Below are 14,220 nucleotides of genomic sequence, written 5' to 3' on the forward strand. Positions count from 1 at the left end.
ATGCCCGGTCGATTTGCCAACTTGGAGTTTGACGACGGCGAGAAGCGCGTTACCAAGGATTCCGCCGTCGCAACCAAGAAATACGACGCGGACACCTACCTCGCGCAGGCGAACGAGGAATATCGCTGGGGACAGTTTGAGCAGGCGCTGCGGCTCTACACGCGCAGTCTTGAGCGGAGCCGCACTATGATTCCGGCGTGGGTCGGTCAGGTTCAAATGCTCGTGCAACTCGACGAGTGTCACGAAGCCCGCGTCTGGTCTGACAAAGCCCTGGAGCTATTTCGCAACAACGGCGAGCTGCTCGCCGCCAAATCGCAGGCATGCATGCGACTCAAGGACAAGCAGGCCGCACTCGCGTGCAGCGATGCCTCCTTGCAGGTGCCCGGCAGTTCGCCGTGGCGTTGGACCGCCCGGGGCGAAGTGCTGCTCGCCACCGGGCAGAAGCACGCCGAGGACTGTTTCCAAAAGGCGCTGCTGGAACCGCACACCGATTGGTTTGACCGGGTCATCGTCGGCCGAATATACCTCTATTATCGCCGCGCGAGCAATGCCCTGTATTACATCCAAGCCGCCATGGAATTGGCCGCTGCCAACGGTTACGTCTGGTTCGAAAAAGGGAACTGCGAGCGCGAACTCGGCCTGGCCTCGGCGGCGGCCGGCAGCTATGAAACCTGCCTGGAACTTCGACCCGATTACCGAGAAGCCCGGCTCGCGCTGGATGCACTTGCCACGGGCTCTTCAATGATGCAGCGTCTGCGGTCTTTTTTTAGCCTCCGGAGGCGCTGATGCTCATCGATTCCTTGCTTCGTCACGGCCGGAAGCACAACGCGAGCGACATCCACATCATTGCTGGAATGCCACCCATCTTCCGCGTGGACGGCGAAATCGTGCTGGCCAAGGGCGACATGATGAACGCCGAGGCGGTTCGCTCTTTGGTCTATGAGTGCCTGAATGACGATCAAAAACGAACGCTGGAGCAGACATGGCAGCTTTGCTTTTCCAGGATGTTCGGCGAGACCGATCGGTCGCGCATTACGGTTTATTACCGTAACGGATGCCCGGAATTATCCATTCGCTTAAGCGAGCCGCACATCGCTTCACGCGAGGAACTGGGCCTACCAGCCCTCGTTGACGATCTGGCCCGCAAGCCCAATGGCCTCATCATCCTGACGGGGCCGACCGGCGTGGGGAAGACGACGACCTTTCATTATCTCATTGACCGCATTAACCAGGAATTCCGGTGCAAGATCGTCACCATCGAAGACCCCGTGGAGTTCACGCATACCGCCAAGCGGGCGATTGTGATTCAGCAGGAAGTGTTGACGGATACCAAGAGTTTCTCTACGGCGCTGGTACACGTATTGCGGCAAGACCCGGACGTCATCGCCGTCGGGGAGATGCGCGATCAGGAGACGATCTACACGGCGCTGATGGCCGCCGAGACCGGACACCTGGTTATCGCGACGCTGCATACACCGGATGCGGTGCAATCCGTACAGCGCATCGTGTCAGTGTTTCCGTCCGGCCAGCAGGATGAAATCCGCTACATGCTCGCGAACACAATACAGGCGGTCATTTCTCAACAGCTATTGCCGCGTGCCCAGGGAGGCCGGCGGGTGCTGTGTTGCGAAGTTCTCGTAGGAACAAACGGCGTCCGGCACAACATTCGTGAAAATACGATTCACAAGATGTATAGCGACCTGCAGGCGGGCCGCAAATTCGGGATGATCACGATGGATCACGCGTTACTTGATCTCTACCAGCGCGGAGACATTACTTACGACTCGGCAGTGTCCATGGCCCGCGACCCGACGACGATTCAGAAGCGAACCGCATGAACCGCAACCGCCGTGGCCAAGACCGTTGATCCCGACAAGCTCCGCCGACGCAGGTGGCTAACCAACGGGTCTGCCCAATTTGCTACCGACCGAGGGGACCACACCGTCTTCGAACGAGGGCGCAGCGCGCCGTAGAGACAGTTTTCCTGTGATGTTTACTCAGGCGAACCCAACCCCATCGATTTGCGAGGCGCGGAATACCCCCCAAGAGGGCTGTGAAATGTTGAAGGGAATTCTTGGGGGGTCATCGAGCAAAGGGAAGGCGCTCGGGCGAGTCCGCGCTGCCTGATGGGGCGAAGTCGACGCACCGAATGTGGACGGCCGCATCTTACAGGTAGTCGCCGCCGACTTTGCTTCTACAAATATGCGCGGGAGTGATGATGAAGTCAGAGACCGCCGACCAGCGAAAAGTCGCCGGTCAGCGGTCCCAGGTTTGGCCGAGTTGGCGGCGGACAGGTCGCGACCATTACTTGCCCGATTGACCTGCTCCGTGGTTCGGCCCAGTCCCAGGCCTGGTTGGCGGGTCAACTATCAGGCCGCGGGCGCGCAGCTCCCCAACGTTGAATCCGCGTGAGGTAGCGTAGTCCGGCGTGAGCAGGATGCCGACCCGGCTACGGATCTTCTCGTGCTTGCCCTTGTGGGTCACGTCGAAGGTCGTCTCTGTCGGAACCAAGTCGCTGCCCACTTCGGTGATGGTAAATTGGACGGCCTCCACTTCGTTGTTCACGTCTGCGGAGAGCGCGTCATGGTCAGCCACGAAACCCTCTGGCGGCGCGACCGTCGCCGTAACGCCCCAGTCACCGACCGATTGGAACACAAACGGATAAGACTGTTCGGTCTGGTCCCACACGACATATTCCGGCTCTATGATCAAGAGTTCCGAACCGGTGCGAATGGTGTACTTGGCCGGGACCTTTTTGCCGTCCCCCGTCTGGACCAGTTGCAGGTACTTCCGCATGGTGATCGTGTCGGGGTTATTGTCCGTCGAGCACTGGAAGTCGCTGGCAGAGACGCCCAAGTACAGTTCGTCGCCATCGTCGTTTGGCGGCAGGCCATCCGGATCGTACTTGCCGATGACGATGTAATCACCGGCGGGCAGCACGAGGCGCAACGAGCCGTCGGCAGCAGTCATCCCGCAGGCGGCCGAAGGGCAGGTCTCGTAGATCGCGGGGTAGTTCTGCCACGACACGCCCAGCTCGCGGGCGCATGATCCTTCGGACTTGTCGAAGACGCAGACCTGCATCCCGGCGATACCCAGCTTGGTGGTGACGGGACGCGCGCCCGTGCCGACCGTGTGCTGATCGACCTGGACCAGCAGGGTGGCGCAGCCGCATACGGTCACGGTAATCGGCAACTCGGCAGTCGTCGTGTGCCCCGCGGCATCCCTAGTGGTGAAGGTCACGGTGGTGGTCTCGCCCGCCGGGAACAGCGCCGGAGCATCGTTGGTCACCACTAGGTTCGGATCACAATCATCTTCGGCCGTAGCAGTCGGCAGCGTGACCGCGACCTGGCAAGAGCCGTGACTTTCCACCGTTAGAGGAGTGGTATCCACAGTGAGTGTCGGCGCCAGCGTGTCGACAACGTTTACCGTACGCGTCACCTGTACCGCAGCGTTGCCCTGGGAGTCCGTCTTGTCGTAAAGGACGTCATAATGGCCCATCGTGTTGGCGTCGACGAAGTCTCCGCCGATGTCCGCCGGGAGCGGCCCGTCGCAATCGTCTTCACTCGCTGCCCCCGCCTCGGCGTATGTATCGACGTGGCACTCCAGAGTGATCTCCGCCGGCCCGTTCAGCGTGAGCACCGGCGCGTCGTTGCGCACAGTGAGGACAGCCGGCGTGCTCGTGGTGACACCGCAGTCGCACTCGTCCACCACGCAATCGTATTGACCGCCGTCCGCGATGCTTGTGACTGTGAAGGAATACGAGTCGCTCGTTGCGCCGCTGATCGGCAGCCCATTCTTGCGCCATTGGTACGTGATTTCGCCGCCGATGCGGGCGCTGGCTGCGACGCTGAAGGAGACCATCTCGCCCGGGCAGCGCGTGGCATCGACCGGCTGCTGGGTGATATCCGGCCCGTGAGGATGCACAGTCAGTGTCGCCGCTGAACTGGTGATCAGCGAGCCACAGGCGTTGGTTATTACCACGTCGTACGAGCCGCCATCGTCCAGGCTGTCCGGCGCAAGCGGGAACGTGTCGCTGGTCGCGCCGGAGATGTCTATGCCCTCCCTGCGCCACTGATACGACAGCGGTTCGGTCCCCGAAGCGACGACGCTGAACGCCCCCGGCGTTCCACCGATGCAGAGCTGCGTGCTTGCGGGCGGACTGCTGATGATGGGCTGCGACTCCGTGACGGTCACTTGGGTCGTGCAGGCGACCGGTGGGGCCGAGCCGTCGCTCACCTGGACTTCGACCGTGTGCACGCCGACGGAATATGCCCGAGAGAGGGCCAACGTCGCCGTTGTTGCAAGGCTGCCACCGTCGGGCACGTTGTCGGTCTGGACCACGAAGGTGTCAACCAGCCAGGTGACCGTCAGCGGATCGCCATCGGCGTCGGCAATGGGGCTGGTCAGCTCGATCGTAGCGCCGGCCGACGAGGTGCATTCGGCGGTGGCAGTTTCCGGACAATTGACCGTCGGCGGGTTGTTCACGACCGCCTTGCAAATGAACGCGTCGAAGGTCCCGACGGCGCCCGCCTTGATTGTCTGGAACGCCCCCGGCGTTACGGGGAAGCTCGTGGAATTCGTCCAACCTGTTACGTAGGCATCGCCGGCCGCGTCGAGCGCCACGCCATAGCCGGCATCACCCCCGGTGGTCGTTGCGCCTCCGCCGCCGATGAAACTGGAGAAGAGCAAGCTGCTCCCGTTGCGATTGAGTTTCGTCAGGAATGCGTCTTCCCCGCCGGCGGGAGTGCCCTTCGTCGTCTGCACCGCCAGACCGGCGATCGGGAAATTGCCCGAACTCGTCGTGCCGGCAACCACCGCGTTGCCGTGCGCGTCGACCGCGATGTCCTCACCGAAATCGTTGCCGGACGCGCCTAAATACGTGGAGTAGGCGACGCTTCCGTCGGGCCGGAACTTCACCACCAGCGCGTTGGAGAAGCCGCCCGCGGTCGTTTGGTAGGCCCCCGCCGTAACGGGAAAATCGCTGGCAGTGCTGCTGGATGTGAGGTAAATGTTGTCGGCGCTATCGACCGCGAGTGCGCCGTCGCGATCTCCCCCTTCGGAGCCGTTCGACCCTCCGTAAAACGTCGCAAAATCCAGTCCCGTCCCCGCCGCGTTGATCTTCGCGATGTAGAGGTCGGCCCCAACGGAATGACCGACCGGTTACACCGCGTTGACGACGGGGAGCCCTGCACCGGTGGAAGTGGCCAAGGACTCGACCACCGCGCAACCCAGCGAGTCGATGGCGATACATTGCGCGCCCTGATCACCGGAACTCGTGTTCGTGGGACCCAGGGTGACGCAATACTTGAGGTACCTGCCTTGCGGCTCGATCTTGCAGACCCGTACGCCCGCCGTCGCGCCCAACTGGGTGATCGTCTGGATCTGCCCCTGCCCGCTCCCAATGCCGTTGTTGGCGGGCAATCCGTTGCCGCAGGCGTAGGCGTTGAAGTCCGAGTCCACTGCGATGCCACGATTGAACTCTACATCTAAGCTGTTGATGGTTTGCATGAACGTCGAGTAGATCAGCCCAGAGCCGTCCGGAGTGAGACGCGTGACGAAACCAGCTCCACCGGGGTTCAGCGTGGTGTCGAAAGCCCCGGGCGTCACCGGGAAATCACTGCTGGCGGTTGTGCCGCAGACGAACGCGCTTCCGTCGTCGGCCACTGCAATGTTCGGCCGCTGTTGCGTGTTGGTGCCGCCCTCGCCCAACGATCCGCCGAGATAGGTCGAAAAAATGAGCGCGGTGCCATCGGCGCTGAGCTTGGCAACGAAGAGATCGCTAGTGCCCTCCCGCGAGGTGTCGTATGCGCCGGGTGTGACCGGAAAGTCCGTGGATACGGTGTGGCCGACGACACAGGCCTCCCCCGATCCATTTACGGCAATGCTCCAACCGCGCTCCGTGGAGGCTCCACCGAGATACGTGCCGTAAACGAGCGTTGGATCTATGACCAACTGCAGCGTTGGGTCGTAATCACCGATCGAGAAACCCACTCGGTCCGGTCCGCGCAGCTCAAATGCGCCGGCGATTTCGCGCCGTCGGCCATCGATCTCCTGATACAACACGGGCTTGTGTTGTCGCACCTCGCCTTCGCCGACATGCAGCACCAGGTCGCCGCCCTCATCAATCTCGAGCCCGTCGGCGCCTTCGAACACGAGCGTGATAACGGATGGATCGGCCTGCGGCGAAACCACGAAATCGAATTCGAGTTGGCGCTGATTGCCATAGTGAATCAGGTCGATTCCGCAATAGACGTCGTGATAGCGCACCTTCCCGTACGTGGAGATATTTGTGCGCCATTGCGCCGGGTCGCTCCCGCGGAAGTAGTTGACTTTTCCCAGCAGCTCGTCGAGGCCCGATATCGCCGGGTGCGGATCAGCGCCTTCCAATTTCATGCGCAGCACGGCCGACGCCATGGTCTCGTCGCCGTCCGGCGCAGCCCCCGGGGCGAGTCGAAAGACCATCTCATCAGGCGTCAGGAAGAGTGCGTAGCCCGGTCCGCGCGCCAGATAGGCCACCGCGCAGTCCGTCTGTCCCTCGTTCAACTCAAAGTGCAGGGGGACGCGGTGGTGGTTACCAACGCCCGACACTTTGCCTGACCCATCGGAGGGACCGAAAGTGTCCGCGCCTGCGAAGCCGCCCGTGCAGGTGATGGTGAGGCCGATCGCCACTATCGCACTGGTCAAAGACTGTTTCATGGGCTCTCTCCGATTGTCAGGGTCCTGATTGATGGGTCGCGGCGCCACGCGGCGGCCGCTTGGCAAACCGTCCGCTCTCTCCATAGTGCAAACCAATTCGCTGGATTACGCAGTTCATGCAAAGTTTTTTTCGTCCGTTGAGCGCGCGGAGGGTCCCTTGACCGCGCACGCTCCCTTTGATACGGAGTCGCTCCGACCGTTTGAGAGGATCGCCTGGACGGGCGCAGATGGTGACTGGCGTGAGACCTTGCCCGTCTCATCCCGCTCCCATCGACGAAATACGATTAACGTCAACCCTAGCGATGTGGCTGCCGTATTACTAGATACCCCGAGGGGTACGTGCCCCACGAATTGCACGACCGCTGATCTTCGGTCGCGGTGTCTTTTCCGCCAGCAACAGCCTGACCAGCACGCCGACGCGATTCCGCGCCCGCAGTTGCTTGAGGAGTTTCTTCGCATGCAATCGAATCGTGTCGACCGACACCCCCAGCCGGGCCGCCATCTGCCGGTTTTCGCAGCCGCGGCAGATCAGCCGGGCCACCTCCGCCTGCCGCCGTGTCAGGGACAGCCGTCGCACTAAACGCCGCCAGCGCGCTTCGCCGAACAGGTCGGGCAACAGGTCCGGGTCCTCGAATTGCTCAGGCGACGCCATCGCGTTCGGTGCTCCAAGTGTCTAATTCTGATGACAGGGGTGGGCAGAAGGTCCGCCGTCTCCTAGAGCGACAACCATCCAGCGCCCTTACACCTGTCCCCAGCGTCTTTTTGCAGTACAATGGTGTTTGGTTCGTTCCGGGACGACTTCCCATCTGCGACGGGTCGCTATGAGCCAGGAAGAACAAGAAGGCCAGCTTCTGGAGCGGGCGGTCACGGGCGACGAAGCCGCCGTCGAACATTTGATGATGCAACACCATCACCGCCTCTCGGCTGCGGTGGGACGGATGCTCCCGGGCGACTTGCAGGGCGTCATCGCCGTCGACGACGTTCTCCAGGAGGCCTACGTGATCGTGTTCCGCGAGATCCGGTCGTTTCTGCCGCGCGGGCCGGGTTCTTTCTATGCCTGGCTCGAGAAGATCGCCGAGAACCGGCTCTTCGACATGATCAAGGCTCAACGCGCCGCTAAGCGCGGAGGCGGTCGCGAGAGGGTGGAGGCGCCGGTCAATCCGGCCACCGGGTCCGCCGTGGAATGGTTGGGCATGCTGGCCGTAAATGAGCGGACGCCCAGCCAGTCGGCCGCCATTCGCGAGGCCGTGGCGAAGGTGCAACTCGCCATGGAAGGATTGAAAGAGGATTATCGCCAGGCGCTGCGACTGCGCTACATCGACGGCCTGCCCGTAGCCGAGGCGGCCGTCCGGATGAACCGGACGGAAGGGGCGCTGTGCCTGCTCTGCCACCGTGGTCTGCGGCAGATGCAGGAGGCCCTCGGCAGTTCGGCGCAGTTTTTCAGCTCGTCGGCGTAACGATCGCGCGCGGCTCTCGCTGTAAGGTGAAGCGATGGACAGGTACGCCAGGTTGATTCGCGGAGGCGAAGTCGAAGAGCGTGCACCCAGATCGAGGGGGCGACCATGACGCTACGCGCCGACGAGGAGGCGACCGGCTCATCCGAGAGGTTGGTGCGTATCCAACGCGTGGTGGACGACTGCATTGACCGGCGGATCGCGGGGGAGGAGCTTTCGGACGAGAAAATCCTCTCCGGTCATCATGATCTGCTGCCGGAGCTGGCCGAGGAGCTTCGCGGCTTGGGCGTGATCGAGCGGGCCCGCCGCCGGGCCGTCGAAACCCGATCCGGAGGCGCTTCGCCCCGAATGTCTGCCGCCGCCGTACCGCCGGACCTTTTCACCGGCTACGACATGCTCGGCGAGATTCACCGGGGCGGCCAAGGCGTAGTCTACCGTGCCACGCAGCGCTCCACGAAAAGGCCCGTCGCCATCAAGGTCAGCCACGAAGCCGCTCTGGGCCAGGGACACGAACTGGCCCGGTTCGAGCGCGAGGTGCATATCCTCGGCTCGCTCCAGCATCCGGGCATTGTGACCATCCACGACAGCGGCGTGGGTGCCGGCGGATCGTGCTTTTTCGTGATGGACTACATCGAGGGCCGACCGCTCGATGACTATGTCCGCCATCAGGCTGCCGACGGCAGTCCCCTGCCCATCGAGACCGTGCTCCGGCTCTTCATCAAGGTTTGCGATGCCATTAACGCCGCGCACCTTCGCGGGGTGATCCACCGCGACCTGAAGCCTAGCAACATCCGCGTGGATGCTCAGGGCGAGCCGCGCGTCCTGGATTTCGGCCTGGCCAAGCTCACGGTCAAGACCGACGACCCCACCATGACGCAAACGGGGCAATTCGTCGGGTCGCTGCCCTGGGCCAGCCCCGAGCAGGCCGAGGGTGCCGAGGATGTCGACGTACGCACGGATGTTTATTCTCTCGGCGTAATTCTCTATCAACTGCTTACGAGCCAACCGCCTTACAAGACCGTCGGCTCTGTGCGGGAAGTGATGGATGCGATCATCAGGGCCGCGCCGGCGCCTCTCAGCACCGTGCGCCCCTCGATCGACAACGATCTCGACACCATCGTCCTGAAATGTCTTCACAAGGACCGCGACCGGCGTTACCAGAGCGCCGGGGAACTGGCCAGGGACTTTCGTCATTATCTCGCGGGCGAGCCCATCGAAGCCAAGCGCGACAGCGGTTGGTACGTTTTGACCAAGACGATCGGGCGATACCGGGCGGCGGTGTTCGCGACGGCCGCCTTCCTCTTTCTTTTGACGGGATCCACGATCGCCTTAGCCTTCCTGTACAACCAACAAGCGACGCAGCGCCGCCGTGCCGATGAGGCCCGCAGCGCGTCCGAAAAGTCGGCGCGCGACGAAGCCCATGCCCGGCAGCTCGCCCAGGAAAACGCGGCGAAGGCCGGCGCGGAAGCGTCCAAACAGGAAGCCGTCAACCGTTTTCTACAGGGTCTATTGGCCACCGCGAACCCGAAGGAGAATCCCAAAGGACGCGACATGACCGTCCGCCAAGCCGTGGATCGCGCAGCCGGTGACCTGAAAAACGAATCGCTCAAGCAACAACCCGAGGTCGAGGCCGCCGTGCGCTTGACGCTGGGAAGTACGTACCGCGAGTTGGGCGATTTGCCGAACGCCGAAAAGCATCTGACTCGCGCGCTCGCAATCCGCGAGGAATCTCCCGAACGTCAAGACGACGAAATCGCCCAAAACTTGGTGCAATTGGCGACGTTGCGAATGGAGCAAGGCCGCATGAAGGACGCCGAACCCTTGCTGCGCAGGGCCTTGACGATTCGCGAAGAACTTTTCGGCCCGGAGCATTTGAAAGTGGCGTACGTTTTGAATGATCTCGGACTCGTGCTTCGGAATCTTTCCCGATTCGACGATGCCGAACTATTGTTCCGCAGGGCGCTGGACATTCGCCGCAAGTCCTCCGGCGATCATCGCATTGAATTAGCGGTTTCACTCCACAATCTGGCTTCCCTTGAAGATTCTCGCGGCCATTTGGCCGAAGCGGAGGCTCTGTATCGGGAGGCGCTGGCCCAGAGACGGGCCAAGGCAGGTGTGGGTGATCCGGAACTGGTCCGAACGCTGAGCAACCTCGCCATCGTCTTGGGAAGGCTGGACAAGCTCCCGGATGCGGAAACGACCCTTCGCGAAGCGCTTCTCCTATCGCAGCAATCGTATGGCCAAGAGCACCCGATGGTCGCCTTATCGATGCACAATCTGGCCGAGGCCCTGCGCAATCAGGAGAAGTTTGACGAGGCCGAGCCCCTTCACCAGGAAGCACTTCGGATGCGTCGAAAACTCCTGGGCAATGAACATCCCAGTGTCGCCGCGAGCCTCACCAACACCGGTTCTTTGCTGCGCCAACGCGGCCGATATTCCGAGGCGGAGGAAATGTCGAGGGAAGCAGTGGCCATGTTTGTGGAGCTTCTCGGCCAGGAGCATCCGAATACCGCGGTTTGTATGCACAATCTTGGCCTGGTTCTTCTCGATCAGGACCGCCTCGACGAGGCCGAACAGGTATTCCGCGAAGTCCTGGCAATTCAACGCAAGGCGCTGGGTGAAGATAATCCGCAGGTCGCGGCGTCGCTGCACAACCTGAGCGTGGTCATGAAGCAGCAAGGCAAGCTGAGCGATGCGGAAGCCATGATGCGCGATTCACAGCGAATCCGACGAGCGAAACTTCCCCCCGAACACGCGGCCACCACCAGCGGCATGGCCCAACTGGCGTCGATCCTGCTCCTTCGCTCCGATCCTGCCCTCCATGACGAGGTGCGCAGACTGGCCGAGGATGTGCTGAGCCGCCGTCGAAAGTCAGTGCCGGCCGGGCATCGCGAATTGGCCGCGGCCGAGGGCCTGTACGGCGCCTACTTGACGGCGGTCGGTCATTACGAGGAGGCGGAGCCGTTGGTCCTTGCGGGTTATTCAGTCGTCAAGGAGCTAACACAGGTACCACGGCGCGACAAGGGCGAGGCGCTCGAGCGAATCATTACGCTTTACGAGAACTGGGGAAACCCGGAAAAGGCCGCCGAGTGGCGAGCACGGCTTGCCACTCCGCCGTCGGGGCCAGGTGTGATTCCAAAGAGTTCGGAATAATTGCGTGGTTCGCCGCGCAAGTACACGGGCATGTCAGTAAAACACTACCGCTTATGACCGGCGAGGAGTTGCTAAAGTCGATGGTTTGAATTGTGCCTCCATCCGCATCGACCCGGGTCTCATGGTCGCCCAGTTCGCCAAGTTCCTGCGGAACCTGCCGGTGGAGGCGGACATTCAACTCAATCTGCTGGCGGCGGAGTGGAGCGTGGGAGCCACGACCGATCATGGCGGCCCCCGCACGGTGGCCTGCCGTTCGTGACCCGCTGCTGGCTTTACCCAAGGAGAAATTACCGATGATCGATCGATTGAACCTTTTCTGGAGATGCGCGAAGTGTGGCATAGACCAGCTCGGGCCGGTCGGCGACATTCCCGTGGCGGGGATCCTCCGGGTTATGAGATGGCGGAAGCTGATTTTCACAACTTCCGACTGAACCCGGATTTAGCACTAAGCTCGGTGATGTCCGAGGCTTAACTCAGAACAGCATAGTTACCATGATCACCATGGTCAAGCGAACACCACTGCATTTCCACTGCAGTTCGCGCGCTGCCCGTCGATTGAAGTTTGGTCACCGGCCGTTGTTCGCGCGCCAGCGCGGGTCCAAAATGTCGAGAGCCTTTCATTGTTGCGTTAGCGCGCCAATGTTGGCGAGACTCACGCCGATATGCCGCCTCACCGAGGGCGGGAAGGGATGCAACATAAGAAGGCCTATCAGACGTGCGCGTTGCACTACATCTCCGCTAGCTCGACGCCCTGGATGGAGGCGGCGACGACACAATTCCCCCAGACGGACGCTGTTTGTCCGTCGCGCTCAGGGTTCTCGAGGTTTATTAAACATCGTCACCATCGTCACGACCGTCACCAACCCGCGCCGCGGCGTCGGAAACGAGGTTTTCCGGTGACGATCGGACGGCGGACTGTGACGATATTCTGCCAAAGTGTGACGATGTCGCGGCACATGCGAAGTCTTGATCGTCACGCGTAAGTCCTTGTAAATCCAAGTCCGGTGACGATGGTGACAGTTGTGACGATGTTTTCCGGGTATTTTCTAGCGAGATAGGCGTGCCGCGCCGCGTGTGTGCGCCAACGACGACGCTGATTCCGAACCGCCGCAGGTCGGGTGCCAACCGTCGCAAATCGCCGCAGACCTTTCGAGCGCTCTTGAGCCATTCCTTGGACTTGCGGGTCTTCTCGTCCGTATGGTGGTCCTCGAGTTCGGTTAGAAGCTCTTTGGCGATGCCCTGCCACCGGTCGCGATTACCCATCAGACCCACGATGGGCGGACCGATGATGGCCGACTCGATCGCGGCATGCGTCGAATCGCCGCGGCTTTCGAAATAGGCCGCCGGAATCGTTCCCGGCTTCCACCCGAAGGCGGGTTCGGCCGCTGTCACCCATTTGGCGAAGTCCGCCATACGAGGAACACTCGACAGCTTGACCGTACCCTCGTTCCGAAGCGCGGTGCTAACGGCATCGAGGAGGGCCCCAAGTATCCGAGGGCGGGCGGCCTCGAATTCCGCCCAGAACGACTCTTCGTCCCAGCGGCTCTCGTCGTTTATTTCGGGCAGTAGGAGTGGAATCGAGCGATCCAAGAGGTCGGGCTTCGTGGCTACGTCGCTGATCCCGTTGAGCATTACGGGCCGGATGGCATCGAAGAGCTTTTCCTCGTCGTCCGTATAGAGTTCGCGCGTCGCGAAGCCTCCTCCCGTCGCCAGGCTGCAGAGCGAGTCGGACAACCATAGGGGTAATCCCGATAGGTTGTCATAAGCGACGATCCAGCAGTTGTTCGCCGCGATCATCAAGTCGCGGTCTTCCTTTGGCGGCCGACGAAGCGGAGTTTTATTTGGGTCGACCAGGAGCCGGCCGATCCGGCACGCCGTGGTCTTTGCGCTTCCCTGTTCGCCGTTGACAATCAAGATGACAAACGGACGGCCGGAGCAAAATGCGGCGACCAACCACGCGATATAAAGCACCCATGTCCGCTGGTCCGGCATGTTCACGAAGGGACGAAGTTCATCAATTGAGCCGCCCTGAATTGGCGTCGGAAGAGGTAACATTCCCTTTCGTCGTATGAATCGCACCGGCGGATGGTCATGCACGCACCAGCCGGCAGAGGTTATTTCGACGGCCTGCCATGTGTCGTTACTGAGATCCAGCCAGTTTGAATTTCCCACACGGCATAGGCGTACGTGGATCGCGTGCTCGGGACCTTCGAACAAGGCCCTGCCGGCGATCACGCCGAGTCCGTCGGCCATGGCCTGACTGTTAGCTGCCTTTCTCCATCGCCGCCAATACTGATACGCAAGCCATTGACGAAACGCGTTGCTTTTGACAGCCCAAGTTTCGCGGTGCCCCCGAACCATGATGGAGGCGTAGGCCTCTCCTTCACTTCCAGGTGTATGGAAAAGTTCCGCCTGCTCAGCCAGTTCAGCGACAAAATCGGCCTGCGATGGTCTCCGTTCTGGTACGCCATCATCGGACTCTGCAGGTTCCACACGCTTCGTCGGAACCCACACCGGGGCGTCGGCGATCAGTGCATCGATTTCGGCCTTCATGGCGTCTGGACTCTGGCCTGGGCGAGCGGCGATGAATTCGACAATATCGCCATGTTCGGGAAGTTCAGGTAATTCTACGATCTTGACGACAGTCGACGGATCAAGCCGGGTGAGAATCTCGGCGACGGTTTGGGCGTAGTGTCGCCCAGGCTCGTCGTTATCGAGCAATATGACTACTTCGCAGCCTGCCAGCGGCGACCAATCGGACATGTCCGCCGATCTAGCGCCGTGGGCGGACGTTGTAACTACAAGGCCGATGCCGCGAGCGGCTTCGGCGGATTTCTCGCCCTCGACGACAAAGACATGCGCGACCTCCGTCAATTCTCCGAGCCGGTAGAGCGGCAACTTGCCGGGCGGATCGCCG

At 61.6% G+C, this 14,220-nt stretch carries 9 protein-coding genes; 5 read left to right on the forward strand and 4 right to left on the reverse strand.

Annotated elements, in window-relative coordinates:
* Positions 1-786, forward strand: coding sequence for a hypothetical protein (locus VJZ71_08220; protein ID HKQ48038.1), 786 nt, complete (start codon positions 1-3; stop codon positions 784-786).
* Positions 786-1,838: a PilT/PilU family type 4a pilus ATPase gene (locus VJZ71_08225; GenBank protein HKQ48039.1), complete on the forward strand. Its 1,053-nt coding sequence runs from the start codon at positions 786-788 to the stop codon at positions 1,836-1,838. Before VJZ71_08220 ends, VJZ71_08225 begins: the two co-directional genes overlap by 1 nt.
* A gap of 466 nt (positions 1,839-2,304) precedes the next feature.
* Here the strand turns inward: VJZ71_08225 and VJZ71_08230 are convergent, their stop codons facing one another.
* From VJZ71_08230 to VJZ71_08240, 3 genes are all read right to left on the reverse strand, one after another.
* Positions 2,305-4,917 (reverse strand): SBBP repeat-containing protein, encoded by a 2,613-nt coding sequence (locus VJZ71_08230; protein ID HKQ48040.1) that lies wholly within the window; start codon positions 4,915-4,917, stop codon positions 2,305-2,307.
* A 243-nt stretch (positions 4,918-5,160) separates the two neighbouring features.
* Positions 5,161-6,696 carry a hypothetical protein gene (locus tag VJZ71_08235; GenBank protein HKQ48041.1) on the reverse strand — a complete coding sequence of 512 codons (1,536 nt, stop codon included), beginning with the start codon at positions 6,694-6,696 and terminating at the stop codon, positions 5,161-5,163.
* Positions 6,697-7,015: 319 nt separating this feature from the next.
* Positions 7,016-7,348: a helix-turn-helix transcriptional regulator gene (locus VJZ71_08240; GenBank protein ID HKQ48042.1), complete on the reverse strand. Its 333-nt coding sequence runs from the start codon at positions 7,346-7,348 to the stop codon at positions 7,016-7,018.
* 169 nt (positions 7,349-7,517) lie between these two features.
* Between VJZ71_08240 and VJZ71_08245 the strand changes: the two genes are divergently transcribed.
* The 3 genes from VJZ71_08245 (at position 7,518) to VJZ71_08255 (ending at position 11,562) form a co-directional block, all read left to right on the forward strand.
* Complete coding sequence (locus tag VJZ71_08245) at positions 7,518-8,153, forward strand: RNA polymerase sigma factor (GenBank protein ID HKQ48043.1); 636 nt, start codon at positions 7,518-7,520, stop codon at positions 8,151-8,153.
* Positions 8,154-8,258: 105 nt separating this feature from the next.
* Positions 8,259-11,303, forward strand: a complete 3,045-nt coding sequence (locus VJZ71_08250) for a serine/threonine-protein kinase (protein HKQ48044.1) — start codon at positions 8,259-8,261, stop codon at positions 11,301-11,303.
* Between the two features lie 85 nt (positions 11,304-11,388).
* A complete protein-coding gene (locus tag VJZ71_08255) occupies positions 11,389-11,562 on the forward strand; it encodes a hypothetical protein (protein HKQ48045.1) in 174 nt (57 codons plus the stop codon).
* A gap of 569 nt (positions 11,563-12,131) precedes the next feature.
* On the opposite strand, the gene VJZ71_08260 is transcribed toward VJZ71_08255, so the two are convergent.
* Positions 12,132-14,201 carry a hypothetical protein gene (locus tag VJZ71_08260; GenBank protein ID HKQ48046.1) on the reverse strand — a complete coding sequence of 690 codons (2,070 nt, stop codon included), beginning with the start codon at positions 14,199-14,201 and terminating at the stop codon, positions 12,132-12,134.
* Between the last annotated feature and the right edge of the window lie 19 nt (positions 14,202-14,220).

It is taken from the genome of Phycisphaerae bacterium, assembly GCA_035275405.1.
Classification (GTDB): Bacteria; Planctomycetota; Phycisphaerae; order UBA1845; family UTPLA1; genus DATEMU01.

Excerpts from the sequence above, each read along its gene's own strand:
- VJZ71_08250 (HKQ48044.1), top strand. The coding sequence starts at position 8,259 with ATGACGCTACGCGCCGACGAGGAGGCGACCGGCTCATCCGAGAGGTTG.
- VJZ71_08245 (HKQ48043.1), top strand. The coding sequence starts at position 7,518 with ATGAGCCAGGAAGAACAAGAAGGCCAGCTTCTGGAGCGGGCGGTCACG.
- VJZ71_08240 (HKQ48042.1), bottom strand. The coding sequence starts at position 7,348 with ATGGCGTCGCCTGAGCAATTCGAGGACCCGGACCTGTTGCCCGACCTG.
- VJZ71_08235 (HKQ48041.1), bottom strand. The coding sequence starts at position 6,696 with ATGAAACAGTCTTTGACCAGTGCGATAGTGGCGATCGGCCTCACCATC.
- VJZ71_08220 (HKQ48038.1), top strand. The coding sequence starts at position 1 with ATGCCCGGTCGATTTGCCAACTTGGAGTTTGACGACGGCGAGAAGCGC.
- VJZ71_08225 (HKQ48039.1), top strand. The coding sequence starts at position 786 with ATGCTCATCGATTCCTTGCTTCGTCACGGCCGGAAGCACAACGCGAGC.